The organism is Bradyrhizobium sp. 22 (assembly GCF_000482425.1).
Taxonomy (GTDB): domain Bacteria; phylum Pseudomonadota; class Alphaproteobacteria; order Rhizobiales; family Xanthobacteraceae; genus Bradyrhizobium; species Bradyrhizobium japonicum_B.
Genome location: NZ_KI519400.1, coordinates 1,045,883 through 1,071,142, shown reverse-complemented (window position 1 = coordinate 1,071,142; position 25,260 = coordinate 1,045,883). Strand labels below are relative to the sequence as shown.

Sequence of the window (25,260 nt, the reverse complement as noted above, 5' to 3'; positions counted from 1 at the left end):
AACTCAGGCGGCGCTGCTCTTGCTCCGCATCTTGCTGCGTGAGGTCTCGGGGATGCAGCCGGCGGAGATTGCCGCCTGCAATTCCTCCAGCTCGGCCTCCAGGTATTCGTTGGCCATGATCAGCGCCTTGATGGTGCTGCGCAGATTGCCGTCGCACATCGCGATGGCCTGGTCGCAGGCCTGTTCATAGTGGCTGTTGTCGAGAAGGGCTGCTGTCGACATCTGCGTGTCCTCGGGTGTTCCTTGGGGGCGTTGCTGCACCTCGAATGTTCTTATTTTGTTCTTTTCGAGTCAAGCGGATTCGATCTCAGGTGAGCTTTGTCGCGCAGCCTGTGGATCAGGCGATGATGTCGGGCGTGATCTGGTCTTCGATGAACGCGATGCGGTCGCGCAACAACAGCTTGCGCTTCTTCAGCCGCTGCAACCGCAACAGGTCGGGGGCGGGCGATTGATGCAGTGCATCGATCGCCGCATCGAGATCTCGGTGTTCCTGCTGCAACCGGGTGAGCTCGGCTTCGAGTTCACGCTCGTCTTCATTGGTCATGTCTGCGGTGGCCGAAAACCGATAGGCGTGAAACTCTGGGCTGTGGATGCCCTGTGGAAATTATCGTCCTTGCGCGGCGTGATCGCAAGCGATCTGCGCCCTCTGCTCGCCGATCTCCCGCAACATATTTCCTGCGGGGGCGTAGCGGCCGTGCAAGTGCATTGATATCACGGATTTTTCCGGCGCGGTTCCTTTACTCACGCTTCGTTACATATGAATTTTCAAAAATGAAGCTGCGACGACGGATACCCATCGACAGAACGAAGCGGTGATGTAGACTTCGTTGTCCGGATCGAATCCTGAGGTTCAACCCTACCGAGGAGGTTTCGAATGACAATTCAGGCACATCTCGTTGAATTGGAACGGAAGCACAAACTTCTCGAAAACGAATTGCACGACGCTCTCGTGCACCTTTCAACAGACGACCTGCAAATTGTTGAGTTGAAGCGCCGGAAGTTGATGGTCAAGGATCAGATCGAGCGCCTGAAGCACGGCGACACGCTCCACTAGTAACCCCCATAACAGCGTAGAGTTGATCGCACCCTTCATCATGCAGGGATGAGAGTCTTTGCCCTCGTCCCTGCTGCGGGGTAAGCATCGCGCAGGGTGCTTGCGCGATGCTTGGATTTGCCTGCGCTCTAGACCTCTGCGAGCTCGGCGACGTGATCTGCGATCGCGAGCGATGACGTCAGCCCAGGCGACTCGATCCCGAACAAATTCACAAGGCCTGCGACGCCGTGGTCGCGCGGTCCCTGCATCAGGAAGTCCTGCGTGGCCACCGCGGGCGGGACGATCTTCGGCCGGATGCCTGAATAGCTCGGCATCAGCGCGCCGTCGGGCAGCGTCGGCCAATATCTGCGGATCGCCGGATAGAAGCGCTCGGCGCGTGACGGGTCGACCTCGTAATCGATCGTCTCGATCCATTCGACGTCAGGCCCAAACCGCGCCTGGCCGGCCATGTCCAGCGTCAGGTGCACCCCCAAACCGCCGGGTTCGGGCACCGGGTAGATCAGGCGCGAGAACGGCGCCTTGGCGTTGCAGCTGAAGTAGTTTCCCTTGGCGAGATAGGCCGGCGGAATGCGGTCCAGCGGCATGCCGTCGATATTGCGCGCCACATTCGTCGCCGACAGCCCCGCGGCATTGACGAGCAGGCTGCATTGCAGCGTCATCGGCGCCTCGCCGCCGGCCTCGATCTCGATGATGCCACCAGCCGCCTTGGCGCGGATCAGCGGGGTGTGAAACGCGAAGGCGGCGCCGGCGTCCTCGGCTTCGCCTCGCAGTGACAGCATGTAGGCGTGGCTGTCGATGATGCCCGTCGACGGCGACAGCAGCGCGGCGTCACAGGCGAGCGCCGGCTCCAGCGCGCGTGCGGCCTCCCCCGAGAGCAACTGCATGTCGAGCACGCCATTGGCCTCGGCATGCGCCTTGATCGATTGCAGCTTCGCGGTCTCCTGCGGGCTGGTTGCGACGATCAGCTTGCCGCAATTCCTGTGCGGGATGCCGCGCTCGGCGCAGTAGCGGTAGAGCGCGTGCTTGCCGGCGACGCACATGCGCGCCATCCAGCTCCCGGCGCGGTAATAGATGCCGGCATGGATCACCTCACTGTTGCGCGAGGAGGTGATGGTGCCGATCGCCTCGGCCTCCTCGAGCACGATGACCTCGCGCCCGGCCTGCGCGAGCCTTCGGGCCACCGCGAGCCCGACCACGCCGGCTCCGATGACGACGCAATCGACCCTATCCATGGTTGTGCAGCATGTCCGTTGGGAGCGCCGGTCGCATCAGACCTGGAAAGAACGGCACGAGGGCGTTTTCCGTTAAGGAAGAATTTATCATGTCAGGGCAATTGCCGTATTTCACGTCACATTTTTCTGTTGTGCGTACAGGCGTTTACCCGATCCAAACCCGTGAGGCCAGACAATCCGACGTTGAAATCGCGGGTGGCTGATGGCTGAGAAGAACTGGCACGAGGGCAGCACGCTTCCGATTGCTGTGCAGGCCGTTGTGTGCCTCGCCGGCACGGTTGCGCCCGCGCGCGCCTTTGCGCTGTCGGACAATTTTGCCGCGCCGAGCTATCTCGGCCAGCTGGATCCCAACGTGGTCTGGGAAGTCCTCATCGCGGGCATCGTCGTCTGCGCGTTCCTCGCCGCGATCGCGCTGTGGATCCATTCCTCGCTGCGCCGGACCAGGCGTTTGCAGTTGCGGCGCAACGCCTTCGTCTCCTCCGCCATGAACAATCTCAATCAGGGCGTGGTGATGACGGATGCGCAGCGGCGCATCATCTTCTGCAACGACCGCTATCTCGAGATCTACGGCCTGACGCGGTCGGATGTCTGGGCCAACATGAACGGCTACGAGCTCCTTGAGCTGCGCCGCAAGCGCGGGGTGCTCGGCGTTTCCGACGACGAGTTCTACGACAAGGCGGCAAGCACCAACGGCCTGATCACCGAGCTACCGGACGGACGGGCCATCCTGGTGAAATATTTCGTGCTGCCGAACGGCGGCTCGGTGGCGACGCATCTCGACGTCAGCGAGCAGCGCAGGCTGTCGCGACAGCTCGCCTCGACCAAGCAGTTCCTCGAAACGGTGCTGGACAACGTGCCGGCCTGCGTGGCCGCCAAGAACATCGAGGACGGCCGCTACATCTTCGCCAACAGCGCCTATGAGCGGTTCTGGGGCTTCTCGCGCGACCACGTCGTCGGCAAGAATGCGCGCGAGCTGTTCGCATCCGCCTCGGCTGACAGCATCGAGGCGACCGACCGGGCGGCGCTCAATTCGCCGGACGGCCAATTCCGCAACGAATTCGAGGTCGACCGCGGCGGCGAGCGGCGCATGGTCGCCTCGGTCCGGATCGTGGTCCGCAACGAGAGCAACAAGCCCGAATTCCTGATGCTGGTGTTCGAGGACATCACAGACCGCCGCTCGCTGTCGAAGGAGCTGGAGAGCGCCAAGAAGTTCCTCGAGCTGGTGGTCGACAACATCCCGGTGGCGCTGATCGTCGAGCAGGTCAAGGACGGCCGCTATCTGCTTGCCAACCGCAGCGCGGAGACGATCCTTAACCGCCGGCGCGAGGAGGCCACGGGCCTGACCGCGGCCGATATCTTCAATCCCAAGGAAGCCAAGCTGATCATCGCGCGCGACGAGGCTGCGATCAAGAAACGCGGGATGATCACCGAGGAGCATCCGATCTCCACCAAGGATGGCCTGCGGCTGTTCCTGACGCGCCGCGCCACCGTGCTCGGCGAGGCCGGCGAGCCGCAATATCTGATCAAGACCCACGAGGACGTCACCGACCGCCGGCAGACCGAGTCGCGCATGGCGCACATGGCCTATCACGACGGCCTCACCGATCTGCCGAACCGCGCCGCTTTCCTGCAGGCTCTGACCCAGATGATCGAGGCCTGCGAAGGCACCGACGAGGAGTTCGCCGTCCTCTGCGTCGACCTCGACGGCCTCAAGGAGGTCAACGACGTCTTCGGCCACGCACTCGGCGACAAGCTCCTGATCGAGGTGGCCCAGCGGCTTCAGGATTCCGCCCGCGGCGGCGTGGTCGCGCGCCTGTCCGGCGACGAATTTGGCCTCATCATCGACGGCAAGCAGCCGGATTGCGGCCTTGCGCTGGCGCAGCACCTCGGCGAGGCGGTCGCCAAGGAATTCCAGATCGACGGCCGGGCGGTCCGCGCCGGCGCCACCACCGGCATGGCGGTCTTCCCGCGCAATGGCACCGACGGCGCCTCGCTGCTCGCCAATGCCGGTGCGGCGCTGTTCCGCGCCAAGCAGAAGTCCCGCGGCACGATCAGCCTCTACCAGCCGGAGATGGACCAGCAGATCCGAGATCGCCGCGTGCTGCACCAGGACCTGTCGATGGCGATCAAGAACGGCGAGCTCTCGCTCGCCTTCCAGCCGCAGGGGGCCACGGGCGACAGCGTCGCCGAGAGCGAGATCATCGGCTTCGAGGCGCTGGCGCGCTGGCAGCATCCGGTGCGCGGCCAGGTCTCGCCGGCCGAATTCATCCCGATCGCGGAGGAAAGCGGCCTGATCGTCGAAATGGGCGAATGGATCCTGCGCGAGACCTGCCGCGAGGCGGCGTCCTGGCCGAAACCGCTTCAGGTCGCGGTCAATCTGTCGCCGGCGCAGTTCATGCACGGCGACGTGGTCGGCCTCGTCCATTCGATCCTGCTCGAGACCGGCCTTGCGCCCGGCCGGCTCGAGCTTGAGATCACCGAGGGCGTGCTGATCGAGGATTTCGACCGGGGCCTCGCGCTGCTGCGACGCCTCAAGGCGCTCGGTGTCCGCATCTCCATGGACGATTTCGGCAGCGGATATTCCTCGCTGAGCTACCTCCAGGCGTTCCCGTTCGACAAGATCAAGATCGACCGCGCCTTCATCGTCAATCTCGGTCGCAACCCGCAATCGGCTGCGATTGTCCGTGCGGTGATCGATCTCGGCCACGGCCTCGACATGTCGATCATCGCCGAGGGCGTCGAGACGATCGAGCAGCTCGCCTTCCTCGCCAAGGAGGGCTGCGACGGCGTGCAAGGCTATCTGCTCGGCAAGCCGTTGCCGATCGGCAAATATGCCGGCCTCGTTGGCCGCGCCGAGGTCATGGAGCTTGCGCTCAAGACCGGCTAGAGATGATGGGGCGCTTCGCTCCTTCTCGACGGCCCCATGGCGGATTACGACCTTGCGATCATCGGCGGCGGTCTGAACGGTGTCAGCCTCGCGCGCGATGCGGCCGGCCGCGGTCTGCGGGTCGTCCTGTTCGAGCAGGGCGATCTCGGCGGCGCGGCGTCCTCCGCGACACCGCGGCTGATCCACGGCGATCTGTCGGTGCTGGAGCGGCGCGGGTTCTGGCGGGTGCGCCGGGCGCTGGCCGAGCGCCGGATCTGGCTCGCCATCGCGCCGCATCTGGTCCGGCCGATGCGCTTCGTGATCCCCGCGCATTCCGACGAGCGTCCGCCTGGGCTGCTGCGGGCCGGCCTGTATGTTTACGACGCCCTCACGAACCGCGGCGGCCTGCCGCCATCAGCCACCATCGACATCACGCATCATCCCGTCGGCAACGCGCTGAAGCGCCCGTTCGGCACGGCCTTCGAATATTCGGACTGCGTCGTCGACGATTGCCGCCTGGTGGTGCTGACGGCGCTGGATGCGGCCGAACGCGGCGCTGCGATCCGGACCGGCGCGCGCTGCGTGCGGGCCGATAGAACGGACATCTGGCGGCTCGCGGTGGTCGATCGCGGCCATCGCCGCACGATCACGGCCCGGGCGCTGGCCAACACCACCGGGGCGTGGGCGCCGATGGTCGCCGAGACCGTGCTGCGCCAGCCGCAACCTGCCGCAGTGCCTATGCAGATGAGCCAGATCATCGTGCTCCGGCTGTTCGATTCCGACAACGTCTACGTCTTCCAGAACAGCGACGGACGCCTGATCTTCGCCTCTCCTTTCGAGCGGGAGTTCACGCTGATCGGCACCGTCACGAACGAGTTCACCGGCGATCCCGCCATCGTCGCGATGCGAGCGGCCGATGTCAGCTATCTCTGCGAGGCGGCCAGCCGCTATTTCCGCGAGCGCGTCGCCCCGGCCGATGTGGTCCGGACGGTCTCCGGCGTCAATTTGAAGCCGGCGTCCGCACCGCGAGGTGACGGCACCACCTTGTTCCACGCGCGCCGGCGCAAGGCGCCGCTGATCACGATGTTCGGCGGCGACGTCACCACCTCGCGCCTGCGCGCCGAGCGGGCGGTGACGAAGCTGACGCCGTTCTATCCGATGTCGCCGCCCTGGACTGCCGGCGCGGCGCTGCCCGGCGGCGAGTTCGGCTGGGATCGTTTCGACAGCGAAGTCGACCTTGCACGCGAGCGCTGGCGCTTTCTCTCCGAAGCGCAGGCGCAGCGCCTGGTCGCGGCCTATGGCTCGCGCTTGGCCGCGGTGCTGGGAGAGGCCAAGACCCGCTGCGAGCTAGGGCCCACCTTCGGCCCCGAGCTGACCGGGGCCGAGGTGCGCCATCTCATGACCCGCGAATGGGCGCGCTTTCCGGATGATGTGCTGTGGCGCCGCTCCAAGCTCGGCCTGACCATGCCGGCCGCGGATCTTGAGGCGCTGGCCGCGTTTATGGCGGGTGTGAACGATCCACCTCGAGCCGGTTGAGCAAAAGCCGATCGGCCGCTAGCGTGCGGCGAAATCGGGGTTTGCAGGAAACATGACGGACGAATTGCCGAAAACGCACGCCGCGACAGGCGGGGCCGATGGAGACGGTGCTGCAGCCGGCCAGCCGCTGCTGCGCATCGAGGCCGTGGCCAAGACATTTGGGACGTTCCGCGCCGTGGACGGCGTCTCGCTCGATATCAAGGCCGGCGAGTTCTTCGCGCTGCTTGGGCCCAGCGGCTGCGGCAAGACCACGCTGCTGCGCATGCTCGCGGGCTTCGAGGCGCCGGACGAGGGCCGCATTTTGCTCGGGGGGCAGGACATCGCGCAGGCGTTGCCGCATGAGCGGCCAATCAACATGATGTTCCAGAATTACGCGCTGTTTCCGCATCTGTCGGTGCGCGACAACATCGCGTTCGGCCTGAAGCGCGCCGGCATGGCGCGTGCGGACATCGCCACCCGTGTGGCCGAGATGGTCGCACTGGTGAAGCTCGAAGGGCTGGAGAAGCGCAAGCCCGACCAGCTCTCGGGCGGCCAGCGCCAGCGCGTTGCGCTGGCGCGCGCGCTGGCACGCCGCCCGCAATTGCTGCTGCTCGACGAGCCGCTCGCGGCGCTCGACAAGAAGCTGCGGGAGAGCACGCAAGCCGAGCTGATGGAGCTGCAACGCCGGCTCGGCATGACCTTCATCATCGTCACCCACGACCAGGAGGAGGCGATGACGATGGCTGATAGAATCGGCGTGATGAACGCCGGAAACCTGGCTCAGGTCGCGAGCCCGCGCGAGCTCTACGAGGCGCCTCGCTCGCGCTGGATCGCGGAGTTCGTCGGCGACGTCAATCTGTTCGACGGCGAGTCCAAATTGCGCGACGGTCATCGTCTGGTCATCGGCACGCGCGATGCGGGAGCGCTGGTGGTGGCCGAGCCGCGCGAGCCGGTCGGCGCGGGCAAATTGGCGGTGGCGGTCCGCCCCGAGAAGGTCAAGCTGTCGCGGCATGGCCCGGTAAGCGAGGCCGGACGTGAGACGGCGATCAACCGGCTCGACGGCGTGATCGCCGACATCTGCTATCTCGGCGGCACCACCACCTACAAGGTGAAGCTCGACACCGGCGGAACGCTCCAGGCGTCCGTCGCCAACAGTGCGCGCACCGACGTCGATGCCTACAGCCTGAACCAGCATGTCGTCGCCTGGTTCACGCCCGACGATTGCGTGGTGCTGCAATCATGAGTGCCCGCCGCATCTTCGCGAGGCCGGCGCGTTTCGCCGCCATCGCTCCCTATGTCTGGATGATGCTGTTCTTCCTGGTGCCGTTCGCCTTCGTGCTGAAGATCAGCCTGTCGCAGACCGCGATCGCGCAGCCGCCCTACGAGCCGGTGTTCGACCTCACGGCCGGGTGGGATGTGCTGAGGACGGCCCTGGCCGCGCTGTCGATCGACAATTTCAGGCTGCTTGCCTCCGACGACATCTACCTGTTCGCCTATGTGCGCAGCCTCACCGTTGCGGTGACGGCGACCGCACTTTTGCTCCTGATCGGCTATCCCATCGCCTATGGCATGGCGCGGCTGCCGAGGCGCTGGCAGGCGGTGGCGATGGTGCTGGTGATCGTGCCGTTCTGGACCTCGTTCCTGATCCGGATCTATGCCTGGATCAACATCTTGCAGCACGACGGCCTGCTCAACCAGATCCTGCTGGCGCTGCATCTGGTGAGCCAGCCCGTGGTCTGGCTCTCCACCGACAGCGCGATGTATATCGGCATCGTCTATTCCTATTTGCCGTTCATGATCCTGCCGCTCTACGCCACGCTCGCCAAGATGGAGCCGGCGCTGGAGGAGGCGGCCAGCGATCTCGGTGCGCCGCCCTGGCAGGTGTTCTGGCTCGTCACCTTCCCGTTGTCGCTGCCCGGCGTCGGTGCCGGTGTGCTTTTGTGCTTCATTCCCATCGTCGGGGAGTTCGTCATCCCGGACCTTCTGGCCGGCTCCAATTCACTGATGATCGGCCAGACCCTGTGGCTCGAATTCTTCACCAACAAGGACTGGCCGGTCGCCTCTGCTGCGGCCATCGTGTTGCTGATGGTGCTGCTGGTGCCGCTGTTGCTGTATGAGCGGCTGCAGAAGCGGCAGCTGGAACAAGGGCGCTGAGACCATGCGCAAGCTCTCACGCCTCTCCCGCTTCAACATCGCCTCGCTCGCGCTGGGGCTGGCGTTCCTTTATCTGCCGATCCTCATCCTTGTCATCTATTCCTTCAACGCCTCGCGCCTGGTGACCGTCTGGGGCGGCTGGTCGCTGCGCTGGTATCACGAGTTCTTCAATGACCGCGCCATGATCGAGGCGGCCTGGATGAGCCTGCGGGTCGCGGTCTCCTCCGCCACCATCGCCACGTTGCTCGGTACGCTCGCCGCGGTCGCGCTGTCGCGCGGCGAGCGGTTTCGCGGCCGCACGCTGTTTTCCGGCATGCTCTACGCGCCGCTGGTCATGCCCGAGGTGATCACGGGATTGTCGCTGCTGCTTCTGTTCGTGGCGCTCAACGCCGAGCGCGGCTTCTGGACCGTGACCATCGCCCATACCACGCTGACGATGTGCTTCGTTGCCGTGGTGGTGCAATCCCGCCTCGGCTCGCTCGATCGTTCGTTGGAGGAGGCGGCGATGGACCTCGGCTGCGACCCGGTCCGCGCGTTCGTGGCCGTCACGCTGCCGCTGATCGCGCCCGCAATCGTCGCCGGCTGGATGCTCGCCTTCACGCTGTCGCTGGACGATCTCGTCATCGCGAGCTTCACCACCGGTCCCGGCTCGGCGACGCTGCCGATCCGGATCTATTCCGAGGTGCGGCTGGGCGTGAAGCCGGAGATCAACGCCATCTGCACGTTGGTGATCGCCCTGATCGCGGTCGTCATCGTGATCGCTTCGCTCGCCTCGAAACTGTCGAGCTCGCAGGGCGAGAGCGCAGCGCCGCTGTGAGCCCCGCCGTCATTGCGAGGAGCTCTTGCGACGAAGCAATCCAGGGTCCGTCCGCATTGGTGGTCTGGATTGCTTCGCTTCGCTCGCAATGACGAAGGGGACGGCTACGACTTCACCGCACCCGCCGTCAGCCCGCCCACCATGTAGCGGCGGAAGGCGTAGTAGACCGCGGCCGGCGGCAGCGCGTAGATGAAGCCGGTGGTCATCAGCAGCTCCCACGGCGAATCGTCGGCGGCGAGGAAGTTGCCGAGTGCGACGGGCAGGGTGATCTCGCGATCGTTGGAGAGCAGCAGGAACGCGTAGAGATATTCGTTCCAGGCCAGCAGCACTGCATAGGTGCCGATCGCGACCAGCGAGGGCATCATCAGCGGCAAATAGACCAGGCGGAAGATTTGCAGCGTCGTCGCGCCGTCCATTACCGCGGCCTCGTCCAGCTCGACCGGAAGCTTGTCGGAGGCCTGCTTCAGCACCCAGATCGCGTAGGGCGAGGCGATCGTCACCATCGCCAGGATCAGCGACCAGTGATTGTTGAGCAGGCCGTAATTGCCCATGGTGCGGTACATCGGCACGGCGAGGAACGCCGCGGGAATGAAATAGGTGAACAGCGCAAGGTTCAGCACGGTGCGTCCGCCCGGCACCTTCAATCGCGAGATCGCGAACGCTGCGGATGTCGCTATGAACAGCGTCAGCACGCCGACGGAGACGGCGATCACGGTCGAATTCCAGAACTGGATGTAGAAGTCGCGCAGGAAGTAGTGCTGCTGCTTGAACACGATCTGAAAGTTGTGCAGCGTCGGGTGATCCGGCCACAGCTTGCCCGAGAACGCGTCCTCCTTCGGGGAGATCGCGAACAGGAACATGTGATAGATCGGGATCATCGTCCACAGGAAGACGGGAATGCCGATCAGCAGCAGCCGCGCTTCGGTCGCGACGTCGCGCCAGGAAAACTCTCTTAGGCCGGGGAGCTTCATCGCGACAACCGTTTCATCATGAAATACACGAGCGGCAGGACGAACGGCATCGCGCAGACGATGGATGCCATCGCCAGCGAGAGCTGGTCGAGGCGGAGATAGCGGATGCCAAGCGTTGCCAGCACGTGCGTGAGGTCTGCCGGGCCACCGCCGGTGAGCAGATAGACGCTGTTGAAGTCGCCGAGCGTCCAGATCATCGAGAGCAGCGTGCAGGTGACGTAGAGCGTCTGCATCGACGGCCATGTGATGTAGCGGAACTTCTGCCACCAGCTCGCACCATCGACCTCGGCGGCCTCGAACAGATCGTGCGAGATCGCAAGGCGCCCGGTGATCAGGATCAGCGTCCAGAACGGCAGCGATTTCCAGATGTGCACGGCGATCGCCATGCTGAGCGCGACGGTCGGGTCGTTCAGCCAGTTCGGGCCGTCATCGCCGGTGAGGGAGAAGATGTAGTGGTTGATCATGCCCCATTCGGGATTGAGCATGAAGCGCACCGACAGGATGGTCGGGATCGACGGCACCGCCCACGGCAGGATGAAGATCACCGACAGCCATTTGATCCAGGTGCGCTGCTGCACGAAGAAGCCGGACAGGAACAGCGCGATCAGCATCTTGATGTTGATGCCGATGACCAGGAAGATCAGCGTGTTGATCGCGGCGCGCGCGAAGATCGGGTCGTTGTAGAGCGCGACGTAGTTTTCCGGCGCGCGCGCCAGCCACAGCCCGTAGCAGACGGGATAGACAACGAAAGCGAGGAAAACGAGCAGATAGGGCGCGAGCAGCACGATGCCCCAGACCTGCGCCGGGGTCAGCCGCGACGACAGGGGCGGGCCGGGCATAGCCTGATCGCCAGAGAGGGTGATCGCCATTCTTTTCGGACTCTTCAAAGAGAAGCCGGCCGCGAAACGCGGCCGGTGTTGTTCTTACACCTCTTCCCGCAAGGCGAGGAGAGGTGAGGATGACATCAACCCGCGACCTGCTTGATGCGGGCGATCATCTCGTCGACGGCCTTCTCGACCGGAACCTTCTCGCTGACGACGCGGTTCATCGCCTTGGCCCAGATGTTCTCGTTGTTGAGAATCGTGAACTTCCAGTTCTTGGTGAAGTCGAACTGAGAGGTGCCGCCCTTGAACTGCGTGTAGACGGCCTTGCGGTGCTTGTCGGCCTGCCAGAACGGGCTTTCCTGGCTTTCCTTCGTCACCGGGAACCAGCGGCCGAGCGCGCCCTCGATGTAGGGGCGGACATTCTCTTCCTGGAGCAGGAAGCTGATGAACTGCTTGGCCTCGGCCTTGTTCTTGGCCGCGGTGAACACCAGTCCGGTCTTGACGTCGGAGCGGTACTTGATGGTCGAACCATCCGGCGCCTTGGGGAAGGACGCTGTGATGATGTCCTGCTCGTAGGCCTTCTTGCCGGCGTCGCGCTGCTCCTGGGTAAGCGCCTGGTTCTGCGAGTCCTCGAACCACTTCGCCGCGATCGAGATCGTGAAGTTGTGGGTCATCACGATGGTCTTGTTATGGAAGGCGACGTTGTTGTCGGGATCCTTCCAGGTCGTGGAGGACGGCGGCGTGCAGCCCTTGATGTACGTGTCGGTGTAATCCTTCATCGCCTTGATCAGGTTCTCGCGAACCTTGGGATCGTCGACCGTGAGTTTGCCGTCGTCGTCGACCAGCTTGACATGATAGGCGTCCATGAAGGTGTAGAACGACTGGAAGGAATCGGTGGATTCCACGCCCATCGGCTGGCCGACGGCATAGAGGCGCTGACCGGTTGCCTTGCGGATCGCCGGCTGCACCTTGTCGCACCAGAACGTCCAATACCCCGTCCAGTCGTTCGGGATATCGGCCAGCTTGAAGCCGGCCTTCTCCAGCATGTCGTTCCAGATCTGGACGTGCATGCTCTGCTGCTTCAGCGGAAAGCCGTAATAGGCCTTCTTCTTGGCGACGTCGTTGTAGAGGATCGAGGCATCCAGCGTGTTCTGCACGAACCGGCCCTTGATCGGCTCCATGACGTCCGAGAGATCCTCGAGCTTGCCCTCATAGGCCCATTTGCCCTGCGCCTGGACGTCATAGGAATCGGAATAGGCGACATCGGGCACGGTGCCGGCATCGAGCGCGGCGACCGTCTTCGGAATCATGTCCTGGATCGCGTATTGCGACAGCTCGACCTTGATGCCGGTCTTGGCTTCGAACTTCTTGATCGTCTCGATCAGTGCGTCGTCTTCGGAGCGATAGAAGCCCTTGCCCCACCAGACCGTGATCGTCTTCTGCTGCGCAAATGCGGGTGCAGCGGCTGCAAACAGCCCGGCCGCAGCGACCGCCAGTGATACTGCGCCAATAACCTTGGATTTCACGTTTTTCTCCCTCAAACGGCCGGTGTTTTAACCGGTCGAAAGAAACACTAGCGCAGGATGGTAGCGCAATCAACGCAGCATGTTGTCAGACCTAGGTCGCGGGTGTCGCTCTGTGGCGATGCTTAACGCGCGCATCGATCCAATCGCCGCATCAATTCGCCCCGATCAATTCGCGAAGCTCGGGCAGCGGCAGAGGATCGTGCGATCCTCAGTTCGACTTCGCATTCTCCTTGGCGTTCTCCGCCGTCGGCGATCCGTCCTGTGCGGGGCGCTTGCCGCCCCCGGTGATGCGCTGCTTCAACAGATCGAGGAAGGGCGAGGCCGCGGGCGACTGCCGGATCAGGCTTTCAGGGTCGGGGAAGATCAGCGGATCGTCCCATGGGCCCTGCACCATGAAGGGCAATTGAAAGCCGGACGCCGTATTGAGGCTCGCCACGCCCTTCATGTCGTATTCGCGCGTCGGCACCGAGGCGGTGCCGGTCAGCGTGATCTTCGCCGCCGGCCCTTCGATGCGGATGTCCTCCGCGGTGGCGATCCCGTCGGAGAATTTCACCGCGATGGTGAGATTGTTGTACGGCGTCGAACCGTTGCGGAAATTGCCGCCGCCCGAGAGCGGCCGCCGCTCCAGGCGCTTCAGGAGCTGCTCGGCGTTGAAGCCCGAGATCGCGCCGTCATGCCCGGTGACGGTGGCACTGCCGTCGAGCGACTGCACGAGGCCGAACGGGCTCGAGCCCGAGGCGAACAGGGACACGTTGATGTTGCCGCGTCCGGACAGCTTGTTGAGGCCGAACAATTCGGTGGCGCAGGCCTGGAGATCGACGTCGGTGAACTGGAACTGCGCCTTGATGTCGGCGACGGTGTCGGATCGCGCGATGCCGAACGAGCCCTTGGCGATGCCGCCATAGACCTGGGCCTCGCCGACCGAGAGCGCCAGCGTGCCGTTGCGCAGATTGGCACCGATCGCGGTGCGGCCGAGCTTGGTGGGTCCGACCGTCAGCTTGGCCGCCGACAGGCGCATGTCGAGGTCGGTGGTCGACAATCCCTGGAGATCGAACAGCTGCCTGTTCCAGTCGCGCGCCCCGCTCGCGAGCAGGCGGAAGGTCGAGATATAGGGCGTGAAGTCGAGCGCGTCGGCGGCAAGCGTCGCCTGCAGCGTCTGCCGGCCGTTGTTGGCGTAGGTCATGACGCCCTCGGCGGCGTTGCCGTCGAGCTCGACATTGACATTGGTGAGCGCGATCGAGGGGCCGACGACGTTGGCGCGCGCCTTCAGTGCGAAACGGCCGAAGCCACCGCTGGCGGGCTGCGGCTGCCCGGTCCAGCGTAGCGCGTTGCGCAAGGAGGGGCTGTCGATCGTCAGCGTGCCCTCCATCATCGGGCTGGTGCGGTTGGCGACGCTGCCGTCGAAGGCGAGCTTGAGCGGCGCGCTGGCGATCCGCGCCTTCAACCCCGAGCGATCGCCGGAGAGGGCGGCGACGAAATCGGAAAAGCTGATCGAGCCGTCGACACGCTCGCCGCGCCAGTCGAACTGTCCCGTCGCGGCGAAGGAGCGCGAGATCGAGGGCCAGGCCAGCGACAGGTCGATGTCGCCGAGCCGCTCGGTGGCGTGGGTGGCTGCGTCCTCGTAGTCGAGCACGCCATCCTGGATCCGGATTTCGGAGAACGAGACCTGATTCTCGGCCCCGGGCTTCATGGTGCGCGCGATGGTCTGGATGAACGGCGTCCAGTTGCTCTCACCGTCCGGCTTCAGGCTGACATGGATGCGCGGCCGCAGCAGCATCAGGTCGGCGATCTCGAACCGCTGCAGCAGGAGCGGCAGCAGCCGCAGATTGGCGGTGAGCACGTCGACATGGAGCGCGGAATCGGTGGTTCCGCCGCCCTTCAGGCCGACGTCGCGGAAGGAGATGTAGCTCGCCGGCAGCAGCGAGATGTCGATGCTGCCTGCGACGCTGAGCTCGAGCCCGGTGACGTCGCGGATCTGCGCTTCGACCGCCCTGCGCAACGCGTCGCGGTTGATGAGCCAGGAGGTCGCGATCAGGGCGATCAGCGCCACGCCGAGCAGCGCCGCGATCGGCGTCCCGAGGCGCTTCATTCCTTGGGCCATGGTCAATGGCGTGTCCTGATCGGGTTGGTCGTTGGAGCCGGAAGGGCGGGTCGGAAAACCTGCGTGGCCACGCCCAAGCCCTATGATGTTAAGTCCCGCAACTTGATGGGTTTTCTTGTCGCTTTCAAGGCCGTGGACGGTTCTGCCCACGGCCTGGGCAGCTTCTATCACCCGGGCGTGGTGCGGAGAACCCCGTATCATTGACGGCTTTGGAGGATTTCGCCTAATAATCGCCGCCAATCAGGCGCGACGCCCGCAAGCCGAAGGTTCAGTCGAAGGTCATTTGCATGAACAAGGTCTATCCCGACGCCAAGTCGGCTCTGTCAGGCATTCTCAAAGACAACATGATGATCATGTCGGGCGGCTTCGGCCTCTGCGGCATTGCCGAGGAGCTGTCGGACGCGATCCGGGAGTCCGGCGTCAAGGGCCTGACGGTGGTCTCCAACAATGCCGGCGTCGACGGGATCGGCCTCAGCCGCCTGCTGGAAACCCGCCAGATCAAGAAGATGATCTCGTCCTATGTCGGCGAGAACAAGCTGTTCGCCCAGCAATTCCTCGCCGGCGAGCTGGAACTCGAATTCAACCCGCAGGGCACGCTGGCCGAGCGCATCCGCGCCGGCGGCGCCGGAATTCCGGCCTTCTACACCAAGACCGGCGTCGGCACGCTGATCGCCGAAGGCAAAGAAGTGAAGGAATTCGACGGCGAGAAGTATCTGATGGAACGCGGGCTGTTCGCCGACCTCGCCATCGTGCATGCCTGGAAGGGCGACACCGCCGGCAACCTCATCTACCGCAAGACCGCGCGCAACTTTAACCCGATGATGGCGACCGCCGCCAAGATCACGGTGGCCGAGGTCGAGCATCTGGTTCCGGCCGGTGAACTCAATCCCGACCACATCCACACGCCCGGCATCTTCGTGAAGCGCATCGTCGAGGTCGGCACGGCCAAGAAGCGCATCGAATTCCGCAACACCCGCCCGCGCACCGCCGCCTAAGCGTATCAGGAGACTCACATGGCCTGGACCCGTGAACAGATGGCCGCGCGCGCCGCGAAGGAATTGCGCGACGGTTATTACGTCAATCTCGGCATCGGCATCCCGACGCTGGTCTCGAACTACATCCCCGACGGCATGGACGTCTCCTTGCAGAGCGAGAACGGCATGCTCGGCATGGGGCCGTTCCCCTATGAGGGCGAAGAGGATCCCGATCTCATCAACGCCGGCAAGCAGACGGTGAGCGAGCTGCCCTCGACCTCCTATTTCTCGAGCGCGGATTCCTTCGGCATGATCCGCGGCGGCCACATGGACCTGTCGATCCTCGGCGCCATGCAGGTGGCCCAGAACGGCGATCTCGCCAACTGGATGATCCCCGGCAAAATGGTCAAGGGCATGGGCGGCGCGATGGATCTCGTCGCCGGCGTCAAGCGCGTCATCGTGGTGATGGAGCATTCGGCCAAGGACGGCCCGAAGCTGCTGAAGAAGTGCAATCTGCCGCTGACGGGCGAGCGCGTGGTCGACATGGTCGTCACGGATCTCGCCGTCTTCACCATCGACAAGCATGGTAATGGCGGCATGGCGCTGATCGAACTCGCCGACGGCGTCACGCTGGACGAGGTCAAGTCCAAGACCGAAGCCGAATTCCGCGTCGCGCTGAAGAACACCTGAGCGATTGCCGATCAAGTCGGTGACGGCGTGTGCTGCAGCGGCGCCCTGGTCCAATTCGTCCCTCGGCGGGCGGTAGGCCTTGCCGCTCTTGCGCGACAGCCAGCTCGCACGGCCCGACGGGCATGCCTTCAAGCGGGGCCGCTCGGCACCTCGGAGAACCGGGTCAACCAGACCACCGGGCCGATGCTGGCGGCGATGATCAGGAGGGCCGCAAGTGCGCCGTCCTCGAAATTGCCGCGGCTTGCGAACTGGTAGATCGACGTCGACAGCGTTTCGACGTTGAGGGGTCGCAAGAGCAGCGTTGCCGGCAGCTCCTTCAGGCAGTCGACGAACATGATGATGACGGCGCCAAGCATCGCGGGCCGGAGCAATGGCAGATAGATCTGCCTCAACATGACCGCCTGGCCCGCGCCGACCGTGCGCGCGCTCTCTTCATAGTCGCGCGGAATGCTGTCGAACCCGGCCTTGATCATGCCGACCGGCACAGCCAGAAAACGAATCGTGTAGGCGATGACGACGGCCGTCCCCGAGCCGACCAGGATCAGCCCGGGCAGCGAACGTCCCGTCCAGGTCGCGACCGCGCTCAGCGCGCTGTCGACCGCCAGTACGGGGGTCAGCAGGCCGAGGGCAATCACCAGACCCGGCAGCGCGTATCCGGTCTGCGCGATGCTCATCGCCAGATATCGCAGGGGATCCGGCCGAAAACGGTGGGCGATCGTCGTGGCGAGCGCAAGCATCAGCGCCATCAGCGTCGCGAGCGCTGCATAGGCAAACGAATGGAATGTGTGGCGCCACAGCAGCGGGTCGAAATTTGCAAGCAGTCCGCGACCGAGAGCCTGATGCGCCAGATAGAACAGCGGCACGACGAAGCCGATCAGCACCGGCAGCGCGCAGACCGCGAACGCGATCCACGCCCTTGCGCCCGAAAGCGGGGTTCGCTGCCTCACATGCGGGCTTTCGGCCGAGAACTCGGCGTTGGCGTTGCGACGGCCGTAGCGCTCCATCGCGATCAGGCCGGCGACGATCGCAAGCATCAGGCATGCGAGTTGCGCCGCACCGGCAAGGCTGCCGCGGTTGAGCCAGGTGGTGAAAATCGAGACCGTCAGCGTGCGGATGCCGAGATACTCGCTGGCGCCGATGTCGTTGAGCGTTTCCAGCGCGACCAGCGCCACGCCGACCGCGAGCGCCGGCCGCGCCATCGGCAGTGAAACGCGCCAGAAGACAGTCCATCGATTGGCCCCCAGCGTCGTAGCCGCCTCGGCGAATTCGGCAGACTGAACCTGAAACGTCGCGCGCGCCGACAGATAGACGTAAGGATAGAGCACGAGCCCGATCACGAAGATGGCGCCCGGCAGCGAGCGCAGGTTGGGCAGATAACCGAGGGCATCGCGCAGCGGCAGCCAGATGGCCAGGGTGCGATGCACCAAGCCGAGCGGCTCGAACAGGTCGGCATAGACGTAGGCCGCAAGATAGGTCGGGATCGCCAGCGGCAGCGGCATCAGCCACAGGAGCATGCCCCGGCCGGGAAAATCGTGGCGCGATATCACCCATGCAGTGCCGGCGCCGACCAGAAGTGTGAGCGCGCCGACCCCGACGAGCAGAAGGGCGGTGTCCAGGAGCGCGGCCGGCAGCACGTAGTTGATCAGGTCGTGCCACACATCGGTCGCGGGCTGCAAAGCCAGCGAAACGATCGAGATCACGGGCGCCGCGACCAGGATCGCGGTTGCGATCGCGATTGCGGTCGCGGCGCGCCCGGCGTGGGCGCGGCCTCTCAAGCGAGGCCGTGCGCCCGAAGGTTCTGCCAGTTCAAGTGACGAGGGCCGCCAGAGATCAGTTGTCAAAGCCGACCTTGTCCACCAGCGAGGCCGCAGCCTTGCGGTTGGCGGCGATCTTTGCGATCGGCAACGGATCTGGGGCGAGCTTGCCGTAGCCCGCGATGGTGGAGTTGATGGGGACGCCGCTCCGAACCGGATATTCGTAGTTCTGATCGGCATACATCTGCTGCGCCTGCTCGCTGACGAGCCACTCGATCAGCTTGATGCCGTTGGCCTTGTTGGGCGCGTGCTTGGCGAGCAGAACGCCGGAGAGGTTGACGTGGGTGCCGCCGCCCTCGAAGGTCGGCAGGATGACGCGGGTCGCCTCCGCCCACGGCTTCTTCTCGGGATCGTTGTTCATCATCAGCGCCCAGTAATAGGTGTTGCCGATGCCAATGTCGCACTTGCCGGCAGCCACGTCACGCGCTGCTTCGCGATCCCCGCCCGACGGCTTCTGCGCGAGATTGGCTTTCACGCCGCGCAACCATTCCTCGGCCTTGGCCTCGCCGTGCTTGGCCGTGTAGGCCGCGAACAGGGCGTTGTTGTAGATGTGCTGGCCCGAGCGAATGCAGATCTTGCCTTTCCACTTGGGATCGGCGAGCTCCTCATAGGTAATTTTGTCCTGCTTGACGCGATCCTTCGAGGCATAGATCACGCGCGCGCGCATGGAGATGCCGGCCCAGTGTCCGTCCGGATCGCGATACTGCGCCGGCACGACCTTGTCGACCACGTCCGACTTGATCGGCTGGGTGACGCCCGCCTGCACGGCCTCGTCGATGCGGCCGATGTCTACCGTCAGCAGCACGTCGGCCGGACCGTTGGCGCCTTCCGCCTTCATACGCTGCTCGAGACCTGAGCTTGCGGAGACGACGTTGACCTTGATGCCGGTGTCCTTGCTGAAGGCGTCGAACAGCGGCTGGATCAGCTTGGTCTCGCGATAGGTATAGACGTTGACCTCGCCATTGGCGGCTGCTTCCGAGGCAACGGATAGGGTCAGGCTCAACACCGCCGCCGAGGCGGCGAGGACGCGAAGATTGATCATAAGGGCTGCTCCAGGGGCGCGATTGACGCCGGATTGAGTAGCGCAGGCAATGCGGCAAAGTCAGCGACGCGATGTCGCGAGGAGCGCGACTTAGAGCGATTCCAATATTTCTTACCTTAGATCGATTCTAATCAATGGAGACGTCGGCGGAGAAACGTATGTGCGCCGCGACGATCATGATCTTGCCGCCCACACCTTGCTCCAGCGCGCCGACACGCTCGCCACCCACGACGTCTCCTCGCGCACCAGGCGGAAGCCGAGATTGGCGGGCGGCACGCCCTGGGCGCAGCCCCCGGCGCGGGCGTCGCGGATGAAATCGGTGACATAGGCGCGGTGCGCGCCCTCGGCGACGCGCACGCCGCAGTTCACGGTCGGGCGGCCGGCATTGCCTGAAGCGTCGACGCGCGAGCGTACGAAGCAGGTCGAGGTCCACTCCCAGACATTGCCGGCAAGATCTTCGATGCCGTGCTCGTTCGGTCCGAACTTGCCGAACGGATAGGCCTTGGTGTCGGAGAGGTCGCGTTCGGATTCGCGCTCATAGCGGCTGATCCAGCGCTTTGAAGGATCATTCGCATCGACCGCGAGACCGTCGTCCTTGAATCTGGAGCCGGCGGCAAAGGCCCATTCCTCATCGCTCGGCAGCCGGTAATGATGCCCGGTCTTGCGCGACAGCCAGCCTGCATAGGCCTCGGCGTCGTGCCAGCTCACCTGCACCGCAGGGCGGTCGGGGGCGATCGCCACGTCGCGATCGAGGGCGCGGCAGGCGCCGTCCTGGACGCAAAGCTGATAGTCGGACGACGAGACCTGGTTTCGCATGATGTGCAGCGGCCCGTTGACGCGCAACGTGCGCAGCGGCGCTTCCGCCTGCTGCCCGCCGCGTGTGAAATCGCCGGCCTCGCGATAGGACAGGCTGCCCGGTGCGACCCTGACGATCGCGGGCTCCGTCGCCGTGCCGCGGACCGCCATGGTCGAGACCAGCGGCGCCATCGCGATCGGACCTGCGAGCCCGGCGGCGCAGGCGAGTGCCAGTTTGAGCTTGAATGCGATCAGCATGGTCGTTCCTCGAAAGGAAGAAGGGGCCGGTGATGACCGGCCCCCTTGTCGCGTCTAGTGGGTCTTGGGCGCCGGGATTTCGGCAGGTGCCTTCACCTGGGTCATCAGATCGTCGTTCCACTTGCCTTCGACCTTGAAGTGCGCGGTCGCGCCGAGATTGGCCGCCTCGATCAGATTGTGCGTGACATAGGCGTAAATGCCGGGCTGCTGGAATTTGTACAGCGCAGCTCCCGCCGACCCGCCGCGGATGAACCAGGTCTCGAGCCCGACCTCCGGTGCATTGCCGAACTTGCCGGTCTCCCAGACATAATCGCCATGCCCGCCGATCAGATGCGGACGACTGTCGCGATTGGCCTGCGAATGCACGATCAGCACGTTCTCCCCGACCTTGGCGGTGAGCGCGTTCTTGCCGGTGAGCGCGCCGGCCTTGCCGTTGAAGACGACATGGGTGGGGATCAGCTTGTTCATCACCTCTTCGGTCTCGGTAAAGGCTTCGCCGGGCGAGTCGTAGGACTTGAAATTGCCCTTCGCGTCACGCGGCACGTACATGTCCTGCTCGCCGATATAGTAGACCTTGTCGTACTTCAGGGCGTGGCCCTTGCCATCGTTCAGTCCGTCGCGCGGCAGCACCATCACGGCGCCGTTCATGCCGGAGACGACGTGCCAGGGGATCATCGGGCCTCCCGGTGCGCAGTGATAGACGAACACGCCGGTCTTGGTCGCCTTCCAGCGCAGCACGACCTGCTCGCCGGGATTGACGAGCGTGAGCTCGCCGCCACCGAGCGCGCCGGTCGCGGAGTGAAAGTCGATGTTGTGCGGCATGGTGTTGGTGGCGGGATTGACCAGCGTCAGCTCGACATAGTCACCCTCGTGCACGACCATGAGCGGTCCCGGCATTGAGCCGTTGAACGTCATGGCCTGGAAAGTGGTGCCCTTGTCGTCGATGACGACCTTCTTCTCCTCGACGGTCAGCTTGAACTCGACGATCTTGGGAGCCTGCGTCGTGGCCTGCTCGTGCGCGTGCACGAAGGGCGGAGCGACCAGCTCCACCTTCTGACGCGGCAGCTTGAGATCGCTGGCGGCGAAAGCCGGGGCCGCCAGCATCAGGGCAGTCGCGGCGGCGCTGATCAATGCGGCTCTGCGGGTGAACATCGGAAGCATCCTTCATGTGAATAGGTCTGATAACGGATGCAGTGTGCGCCGATCGTAGCAAGCGTATTTGCGCTGCAACAAGCTTTCGCCGTGATTCACCTCCGCAATGGTACTTAGGCGTCCTCGTGGAGTAGTATCGTCGATACCGCATTGATCGATTCCGACGTCGTTATGGATGTCGAGGCTCAGCGAACAGACGCCGGACAGCGGTGTCGATATTCTGACACGCGACTGATTGCCGCCGACGCGTCAGGCATCGCAGTCATCGATGTCGTGCGGTGCGCAGAATTGCCGAGCGCGATCGCACCGCGTCTGTGCTCAGTGGCGACTCGGTCGCATCTTCAAGTGAGATAACCATTCGACCGGTGACGTGGCCGTCGCCTTTCGCAGGGGCGGCCGATACGACCCGCGACCTTCGCGAGCGCGGTCCATGGGATCGATCGTCGGATCGCAACTAGATGAGCTGCACGGCAAGCCAGATCGCCAGCGACAATACGGCGAAGACCGCGATCGCGGCGGCCAGAGCGCGCGCGGTGCCGGCCGGAGCCGGTGCGACCGGGGTCGGCCGGAAGTCGTCGAAGCGCGGGATATGGCCGCGGACGTCGAGCAGGGAAAGGATCAGTTCGAGTGCGAGAAGCCTCATGGCAAACGCTCCGGATGGCCGCGCGAATGTTCTCATCATTGCCGGGAACCGGTCGCCGGGCTTTGCGCGAGCGCAAAGTCGCCTCGACGCATCCGGGTTAATTGAAGTCATTCCGTGATTTGCCGTGATGTCTGCACACGGCCTAGATTTACGAATGGGTAAGACATGAGAGCTGATCTTGCGGCAAGCTACGGCGAAGAGCGATTGCCGCGCTACACGAGCTACCCGACCGCACCCCATTTCTCGACGGCGATCGGACCTGACACCTATGCGCGGTGGCTGGCGGAGCTGCCGGCGGGTGCCAGCGCGTCGCTCTATCTCCACGTGCCGTTCTGCCGCGAGATGTGCTGGTATTGCGGCTGCCACACCCAGATCGCCCGCCGGGACGAGCTCATCGCCGGCTATCAGCGGACCCTGCGCAACGAGATCGCGCAGATCGCCGAAACCATCGGCCGTCGCATCAAGGTGGAGCACATCCATTTCGGCGGCGGCACGCCGACGATCATGGCGCCGGAGGCTTTCGTCGAGCTGATGGCGACGATGCGCCAGAAGTTCTTCGTGCTGCCCTCGGCCGAGATCGCGGTCGAGATCGATCCCCGCACCTTGACGGCCGACATGGTCGAGGCGATGCGGCTCTCCGGCGTCAACCGCGCGAGCCTCGGCGTGCAGAGCTTCGATCCCGTGGTGCAGCGGGCGATCAACCGCGTGCAGAGCTTCGAGCAGACGGCGTCCGTGGTCGACATGCTCAGGCGCGCCGGCATCGCGGGAATCAATTTCGACCTGATCTACGGGCTGCCGCACCAGACCGTCGCATCGTGCCTGGATACGGTTCGGCGCAGCCTCACCCTCGCGCCCGACCGCCTCTCCGTGTTCGGCTACGCCCATGTGCCCCAGTTCAAGAAGCACCAGCGCATGATCAACGAAGCCGTGCTGCCTGACGGCCTCGCGCGCCACGACCAGGCTTGCGCGATCGCCAATGCGCTGAAGGAGGCCGGTTACGTGCAGATCGGGCTCGATCATTTCGCCCGGCCCGGCGACGCCATGGCGGTGGCCTTCGAGGAAGGGACGCTGCGGCGCAATTTTCAGGGCTACACCACCGACAAGGGTGAAGTGCTGCTCGGCTTCGGCGCCAGCGCGATCGGTCATTTGCCGCAGGGTTACGTCCAGAACGAGGTGCAGATCGGCGCCTACGCGCAGAGCATCGCCGCCGGCCGTCCCGCGACCGCGAAGGGCTATCGGCTCACCGAAGACGACCGGCTGCGCGCCGACATCATCGAACGCATCATGTGCGAGTTCAGTGCCGATCTCGGCGACATCTGCGCGCGCCATGGCGCCGAGGCCGCGACGATGCTGCGCTCCGCGGCGCGTCTGAGCCCGCTGATCTCCGACGGCGTCGTGAGGCTGGAGGGCAATCGCCTCGCAGTCGCAAAAGACTCGCGCTTCCTGGTCCGCAGCGTCGCCGCCGCGTTCGACGCGCATCTCAACCCGGCAAAGCAGCTGCACAGCCGCGCGGTGTAATTCGTCATTCCGGGGCGCGCGCAGCGCGAGCCCGGAATCCATTTCTGTACGTCATCCGCCGCCCGATCGATTCTCAGGTGCGCAATTGTGCATCGAAGTTCGCGCCAAGCGGCGTGCCCCGGCATGACGAGCTGAGGGAAACGGCAACTGCTTGCGCTTCCACAAAGAAACTCCACGCTCCTCCGTTATCGTCGTCTCCGAACGGAGTTGTCCATGTCCTTTGGATCCGACGATCTGGTCGATGACATCATGCGTACGGCGCCGCACACCATCCGCGTGTTTCTAGCCTTTAAACTGGCTTGTGTCGGTTGCCCGATCGCAACCTTCCACACGGTGGATGATGCCTGCCGCGAGCATGGCATCGACCGCGAAAAATTCCTTGCCGCACTGGTCGATTGCGTGCCGGCGTGAAACGGTCTGGAATTCGCGCGGGCGCGCGCGGATTCTCAGGTGAGGGGCGGCTTTCGCCGTAAGCGGAGGCGCCCTCACTCCTATCTCGCTCCTGGCCGCAGACGCCTTGGTGCGGCGTCACGCCGCTCCGCTGTCTGCGTTCCGCTCCGCCAGCACGACGATCCCGTGCGGGTCGCGCAGGATGATGCGCTGACGGCCGCTCTCGACGAGGCCCTGGCTTTCCCAGCCGCTCAGGATGCGGCTGACGGTGTGCAGCGTGGTGCCGGTCATCTGCGCGATGTCCTGACGGCTGATCGGGAAGTCGATCTCGATGCCGCGGTCGAGCTTCTTGCCGGACTGCTTGGCGAGGCGCAGCAGCGCATGCGCGACGCGCTGCTCGACCTGCTGAGTCGACATTTCCAGGATGCGGGTGTGGCTCTCCTGGAGGCGGGTGCCGACGGTCTGGAGCGTGTTGGCGGCAAGCGAGGGAAATCGCTCGACCAGCCGCGGCCAGGCCGAGGTCGGCCAGATCAGCACCACGCTATCGTCGACTGCGGTCGCGGTCGCCGGGTATCGCGAGGCGCCGATCGCCATGGCGAGCCCGAACGTTTCGCCGGGCGCGACATAGCGCACTACGATCTGCTCGCCGGTCGGCGTTGTCTTGGCCGCGCGGACGTGGCCGTGCAGCAGCAGGAAGAACGACTGTGCGTCCCCGCCCTGCTCGAAGATGGCACTGTTCTTGGGATATCGCGCCGAACGGGCCTCACGCAGGATCTCGTCCAGAGCTTCTGGCGTGACCCCGGCAAACAGCGGCAAATGCGCAACCAGCGATGTGTCGACCTTGGCCATTCTGCCTCCTTGGCGTCAAGGAGTGTGATGGCACCTGCAATCGTCCGATAGTTTGCGATAGCGCAAAACGGAACG

Annotated in this window: 23 protein-coding genes; 10 read left to right on the top strand and 13 right to left on the bottom strand. The window is 64.5% G+C overall.

Annotated elements, in window-relative coordinates; all coding sequences use genetic code 11:
• Nucleotides 1-3 precede the first annotated feature (3 nt).
• Nucleotides 4-222: a hypothetical protein gene (locus K410_RS0130370; RefSeq protein ID WP_026201909.1), complete on the bottom strand. Its 219-nt coding sequence runs from the start codon at nt 220-222 to the stop codon at nt 4-6.
• 115 nt (nt 223-337) lie between these two features.
• Nucleotides 338-544, bottom strand: coding sequence for a YdcH family protein (locus tag K410_RS0130365; RefSeq protein ID WP_008546179.1), 207 nt, complete (start codon nt 542-544; stop codon nt 338-340).
• Between the two features lie 330 nt (nt 545-874).
• Between K410_RS0130365 and K410_RS0130360 the strand changes: the two genes are divergently transcribed.
• Nucleotides 875-1,054: a YdcH family protein gene (locus K410_RS0130360; protein WP_028138361.1), complete on the top strand. Its 180-nt coding sequence runs from the start codon at nt 875-877 to the stop codon at nt 1,052-1,054.
• Between the two features lie 128 nt (nt 1,055-1,182).
• On the opposite strand, the gene K410_RS0130355 is transcribed toward K410_RS0130360, so the two are convergent.
• Complete coding sequence (locus tag K410_RS0130355) at nt 1,183-2,286, bottom strand: NAD(P)/FAD-dependent oxidoreductase (RefSeq protein ID WP_028138360.1); 1,104 nt, start codon at nt 2,284-2,286, stop codon at nt 1,183-1,185.
• A 202-nt stretch (nt 2,287-2,488) separates the two neighbouring features.
• On the opposite strand from K410_RS0130355, the gene K410_RS0130350 reads away from it, so the two are divergent.
• Genes K410_RS0130350 through K410_RS0130330 form a run of 5 tightly spaced genes read left to right on the top strand, consistent with a single transcriptional unit; the run spans nt 2,489 to nt 9,638 of the window.
• Entirely contained in the window at nt 2,489-5,173 is a 2,685-nt protein-coding gene (locus K410_RS0130350; RefSeq protein ID WP_028138359.1) for a sensor domain-containing protein, read from the top strand.
• Between the two features lie 36 nt (nt 5,174-5,209).
• On the top strand, nt 5,210-6,688 hold the full coding sequence (locus K410_RS0130345) for a glycerol-3-phosphate dehydrogenase (RefSeq protein WP_028138358.1): 1,479 nt from the start codon (nt 5,210-5,212) through the stop codon (nt 6,686-6,688).
• A gap of 52 nt (nt 6,689-6,740) precedes the next feature.
• The gene (locus K410_RS0130340; RefSeq protein WP_028138357.1) at nt 6,741-7,910 is read left to right on the top strand and encodes an ABC transporter ATP-binding protein; all 1,170 of its coding nucleotides are present in this window, start codon (nt 6,741-6,743) and stop codon (nt 7,908-7,910) included.
• Entirely contained in the window at nt 7,907-8,821 is a 915-nt protein-coding gene (locus tag K410_RS0130335) for an ABC transporter permease (RefSeq protein ID WP_028138356.1), read from the top strand. The genes K410_RS0130340 and K410_RS0130335 overlap by 4 nt, the downstream gene beginning before the upstream one ends.
• Nucleotides 8,822-8,825: 4 nt before the next feature.
• Entirely contained in the window at nt 8,826-9,638 is an 813-nt protein-coding gene (locus tag K410_RS0130330) for an ABC transporter permease (protein WP_028138355.1), read from the top strand.
• 104 nt (nt 9,639-9,742) lie between these two features.
• Here the strand turns inward: K410_RS0130330 and K410_RS0130325 are convergent, their stop codons facing one another.
• The 4 genes from K410_RS0130325 to K410_RS0130310 form a co-directional block, all read right to left on the bottom strand.
• The gene (locus K410_RS0130325; protein WP_028138354.1) at nt 9,743-10,609 is read right to left on the bottom strand and encodes a carbohydrate ABC transporter permease; all 867 of its coding nucleotides are present in this window, start codon (nt 10,607-10,609) and stop codon (nt 9,743-9,745) included.
• Complete coding sequence (locus K410_RS0130320) at nt 10,606-11,478, bottom strand: carbohydrate ABC transporter permease (RefSeq protein ID WP_028138353.1); 873 nt, start codon at nt 11,476-11,478, stop codon at nt 10,606-10,608. The genes K410_RS0130325 and K410_RS0130320 overlap by 4 nt, the downstream gene beginning before the upstream one ends.
• 95 nt (nt 11,479-11,573) lie before the next feature.
• Nucleotides 11,574-12,959 carry an ABC transporter substrate-binding protein gene (locus K410_RS0130315; protein WP_028138352.1) on the bottom strand — a complete coding sequence of 462 codons (1,386 nt, stop codon included), beginning with the start codon at nt 12,957-12,959 and terminating at the stop codon, nt 11,574-11,576.
• 208 nt (nt 12,960-13,167) lie between these two features.
• Nucleotides 13,168-15,060, bottom strand: a complete 1,893-nt coding sequence (locus tag K410_RS0130310; protein ID WP_028138351.1) for an AsmA family protein — start codon at nt 15,058-15,060, stop codon at nt 13,168-13,170.
• A gap of 287 nt (nt 15,061-15,347) precedes the next feature.
• Between K410_RS0130310 and K410_RS0130305 the strand changes: the two genes are divergently transcribed.
• Nucleotides 15,348-16,055, top strand: a complete 708-nt coding sequence (locus tag K410_RS0130305; protein WP_018317833.1) for a CoA transferase subunit A — start codon at nt 15,348-15,350, stop codon at nt 16,053-16,055.
• Nucleotides 16,056-16,073: 18 nt separating this feature from the next.
• Entirely contained in the window at nt 16,074-16,724 is a 651-nt protein-coding gene (locus tag K410_RS0130300; protein WP_028138350.1) for a CoA transferase subunit B, read from the top strand.
• A gap of 128 nt (nt 16,725-16,852) precedes the next feature.
• Here K410_RS0130300 and K410_RS0130295 read toward each other — a convergent pair whose 3' ends face one another.
• The 5 genes from K410_RS0130295 to K410_RS0130275 form a co-directional block, all read right to left on the bottom strand.
• Nucleotides 16,853-18,499 carry an ABC transporter permease gene (locus K410_RS0130295; protein ID WP_028138349.1) on the bottom strand — a complete coding sequence of 549 codons (1,647 nt, stop codon included), beginning with the start codon at nt 18,497-18,499 and terminating at the stop codon, nt 16,853-16,855.
• A 55-nt stretch (nt 18,500-18,554) separates the two neighbouring features.
• Nucleotides 18,555-19,580 (bottom strand): Fe(3+) ABC transporter substrate-binding protein, encoded by a 1,026-nt coding sequence (locus K410_RS0130290; RefSeq protein WP_028138348.1) that lies wholly within the window; start codon nt 19,578-19,580, stop codon nt 18,555-18,557.
• 174 nt (nt 19,581-19,754) lie between these two features.
• The gene (locus K410_RS0130285) at nt 19,755-20,633 is read right to left on the bottom strand and encodes an SUMF1/EgtB/PvdO family nonheme iron enzyme (RefSeq protein WP_028138347.1); all 879 of its coding nucleotides are present in this window, start codon (nt 20,631-20,633) and stop codon (nt 19,755-19,757) included.
• Nucleotides 20,634-20,687: 54 nt separating this feature from the next.
• Nucleotides 20,688-21,785: a copper-containing nitrite reductase gene (nirK, locus tag K410_RS0130280; protein ID WP_028138346.1), complete on the bottom strand. Its 1,098-nt coding sequence runs from the start codon at nt 21,783-21,785 to the stop codon at nt 20,688-20,690.
• 454 nt (nt 21,786-22,239) lie between these two features.
• Complete coding sequence (locus K410_RS0130275; RefSeq protein WP_028138345.1) at nt 22,240-22,428, bottom strand: hypothetical protein; 189 nt, start codon at nt 22,426-22,428, stop codon at nt 22,240-22,242.
• A 165-nt stretch (nt 22,429-22,593) separates the two neighbouring features.
• Between K410_RS0130275 and hemN the strand changes: the two genes are divergently transcribed.
• Nucleotides 22,594-23,946, top strand: a complete 1,353-nt coding sequence (hemN, locus tag K410_RS0130270; RefSeq protein WP_028138344.1) for an oxygen-independent coproporphyrinogen III oxidase — start codon at nt 22,594-22,596, stop codon at nt 23,944-23,946.
• Between the two features lie 213 nt (nt 23,947-24,159).
• On the top strand, nt 24,160-24,357 hold the full coding sequence (locus tag K410_RS0130265; protein WP_028138343.1) for a DUF1858 domain-containing protein: 198 nt from the start codon (nt 24,160-24,162) through the stop codon (nt 24,355-24,357).
• 117 nt (nt 24,358-24,474) lie between these two features.
• Here K410_RS0130265 and K410_RS0130260 read toward each other — a convergent pair whose 3' ends face one another.
• Entirely contained in the window at nt 24,475-25,185 is a 711-nt protein-coding gene (locus K410_RS0130260; RefSeq protein ID WP_028138342.1) for a Crp/Fnr family transcriptional regulator, read from the bottom strand.
• Nucleotides 25,186-25,260: the final 75 nt, after the last annotated feature.

Coding starts and splice junctions, on each gene's coding strand:
- K410_RS0130370 (WP_026201909.1), bottom strand. CDS start 222: ATGTCGACAGCAGCCCTTCTCGACAACAGCCACTATGAACAGGCCTGC.
- K410_RS0130365 (WP_008546179.1), bottom strand. CDS start 544: ATGACCAATGAAGACGAGCGTGAACTCGAAGCCGAGCTCACCCGGTTG.
- K410_RS0130360 (WP_028138361.1), top strand. CDS start 875: ATGACAATTCAGGCACATCTCGTTGAATTGGAACGGAAGCACAAACTT.
- K410_RS0130355 (WP_028138360.1), bottom strand. CDS start 2,286: ATGGATAGGGTCGATTGCGTCGTCATCGGAGCCGGCGTGGTCGGGCTC.
- K410_RS0130350 (WP_028138359.1), top strand. CDS start 2,489: ATGGCTGAGAAGAACTGGCACGAGGGCAGCACGCTTCCGATTGCTGTG.
- K410_RS0130345 (WP_028138358.1), top strand. CDS start 5,210: ATGGCGGATTACGACCTTGCGATCATCGGCGGCGGTCTGAACGGTGTC.
- K410_RS0130340 (WP_028138357.1), top strand. CDS start 6,741: ATGACGGACGAATTGCCGAAAACGCACGCCGCGACAGGCGGGGCCGAT.
- K410_RS0130335 (WP_028138356.1), top strand. CDS start 7,907: ATGAGTGCCCGCCGCATCTTCGCGAGGCCGGCGCGTTTCGCCGCCATC.
- K410_RS0130330 (WP_028138355.1), top strand. CDS start 8,826: ATGCGCAAGCTCTCACGCCTCTCCCGCTTCAACATCGCCTCGCTCGCG.
- K410_RS0130325 (WP_028138354.1), bottom strand. CDS start 10,609: ATGAAGCTCCCCGGCCTAAGAGAGTTTTCCTGGCGCGACGTCGCGACC.
- K410_RS0130320 (WP_028138353.1), bottom strand. CDS start 11,478: ATGGCGATCACCCTCTCTGGCGATCAGGCTATGCCCGGCCCGCCCCTG.
- K410_RS0130310 (WP_028138351.1), bottom strand. CDS start 15,060: ATGGCCCAAGGAATGAAGCGCCTCGGGACGCCGATCGCGGCGCTGCTC.
- K410_RS0130305 (WP_018317833.1), top strand. CDS start 15,348: ATGAACAAGGTCTATCCCGACGCCAAGTCGGCTCTGTCAGGCATTCTC.
- K410_RS0130300 (WP_028138350.1), top strand. CDS start 16,074: ATGGCCTGGACCCGTGAACAGATGGCCGCGCGCGCCGCGAAGGAATTG.
- K410_RS0130290 (WP_028138348.1), bottom strand. CDS start 19,580: ATGATCAATCTTCGCGTCCTCGCCGCCTCGGCGGCGGTGTTGAGCCTG.
- K410_RS0130285 (WP_028138347.1), bottom strand. CDS start 20,633: ATGCTGATCGCATTCAAGCTCAAACTGGCACTCGCCTGCGCCGCCGGG.
- nirK (WP_028138346.1), bottom strand. CDS start 21,785: ATGTTCACCCGCAGAGCCGCATTGATCAGCGCCGCCGCGACTGCCCTG.
- K410_RS0130275 (WP_028138345.1), bottom strand. CDS start 22,428: ATGAGGCTTCTCGCACTCGAACTGATCCTTTCCCTGCTCGACGTCCGC.
- hemN (WP_028138344.1), top strand. CDS start 22,594: ATGAGAGCTGATCTTGCGGCAAGCTACGGCGAAGAGCGATTGCCGCGC.
- K410_RS0130265 (WP_028138343.1), top strand. CDS start 24,160: ATGTCCTTTGGATCCGACGATCTGGTCGATGACATCATGCGTACGGCG.
- K410_RS0130260 (WP_028138342.1), bottom strand. CDS start 25,185: ATGGCCAAGGTCGACACATCGCTGGTTGCGCATTTGCCGCTGTTTGCC.